Source organism: Nonomuraea rosea, assembly GCF_039539705.1.
Classification (GTDB): domain Bacteria; phylum Actinomycetota; class Actinomycetes; order Streptosporangiales; family Streptosporangiaceae; genus Nonomuraea; species Nonomuraea rosea.
Genome location: NZ_BAABDQ010000128.1, coordinates 1 through 1,296 on the forward strand (window position 1 = coordinate 1; position 1,296 = coordinate 1,296).

Sequence of the window (1,296 nt, forward strand, 5' to 3'; positions counted from 1 at the left end):
AGAGCCTGCTGACAAAGGACTTTGGTGTCGAGGCTCAAGTCACGAGAGTGTCGAGGTGCGGTCATCATTGGGCCGTTGACCGGTGAACGGGAGCGGGCTCCCGGTAGCTGAGGTGTTGTCTAAGCAGCTCAGCGGCCAGGAGCCCGTGGTTGTCTGTCTACACGCCCGCAGCCGTGAACGCCAGTGGTTGCGCCTCACCCGGATGCGCATGTCGCGACCGGAAACCGGCATACCCGTCGGATCTCACCGACATCGAATGGCAGGTACTGGAGCCTGAGGCGCGAGGCGTGATGGCCGAGCTGGTCGCCCTCACGGGCCGGCCGATGGTGCATGACCTGCGCGCGATGCTGGACGCGATCGGCTACGTGACCCGGTACGGGATCGAGTGGCGGGCCCTGCCAGTCGATTTCCCGCCGCACGAGGCGACGTACGCGTTCTTCATGCGCTGGTCCCGGCGCGGCCTGCCCGAACGGCTGGCCGGGCGGCTGCGCGGCCGGCTGCGCATCTTGGCCGGTCGAGCGGAACTGCCGACGGCCGGGTGCGTGGACTCCCAGACGGTCCGGGCGGCCGAGACCGTCGGGGCGGCGGCCTGCGGGTATGACGCGGGCAAGAAGCTGAAGGGGCAGAAGCGGCATGTCGTGGTCGACACGCTCGGGCTGCTGTTGTGCGTGATGGTCACCGCCGCGTCGGTGCAGGACCGCGACGGCGCGCATCCGGTGCTGGCGCTGCTGCGCCAGAAGTTCTCCACGATCCGTCTGGTCTGGGCCGACGGCGGCTACGCCGGACGGCTGGTCACCTGGGCCGGGAAGGTCCTGGGCCTGGCCGTGTCGATCGTGCGACGCAGCGACGACCTGCGCGGCTTCGTGGTCCTTCCGCGCAGGTGGGCGGTGGAACGAACATTCGCTTGGCTGTCGCGCTACCGCCGCCTGGTGCGGATCTATGAACGCAAGCCTGAACATCACGAAGCCCTGATCTGGTGGGCCACGATGCACCAGATGACCCGCCGCCTGACCCGCGAGCTCGCCGGCCGGCCACCCGCGAGCCGCTGGCGCGGCCCACCACCGCTCCCGCACCTGTCCAGCCCCGACCGACGCGGCAAGGTCCTGCAACTCCTGGCCGCACAGCCCTGGCGGGCCTGGACAGGCAGCGAACTGGCCGCCATCCTCGGCATCGAGAACGTCAACAGCTTCCGCGTTCAACTGTCCCAATGGTCCCATCAGGGCTACATCAACAAGATCGCACCGGCTCTCTACGGCCCCATGCCCACCAGCACTTAAGCCTTTGTCAGCAGGCTCT

The 1,296-nt window shown here is 68.4% G+C and carries 1 protein-coding gene; it reads left to right on the plus strand.

The features are described from left to right. The first annotated feature begins 173 nt into the window (after positions 1 to 173). Positions 174 to 1,277: an IS5 family transposase gene (locus ABEA43_RS67710; RefSeq protein WP_345581552.1), complete on the plus strand. Its 1,104-nt coding sequence runs from the start codon at positions 174 to 176 to the stop codon at positions 1,275 to 1,277. Positions 1,278 to 1,296 lie beyond the last annotated feature (19 nt).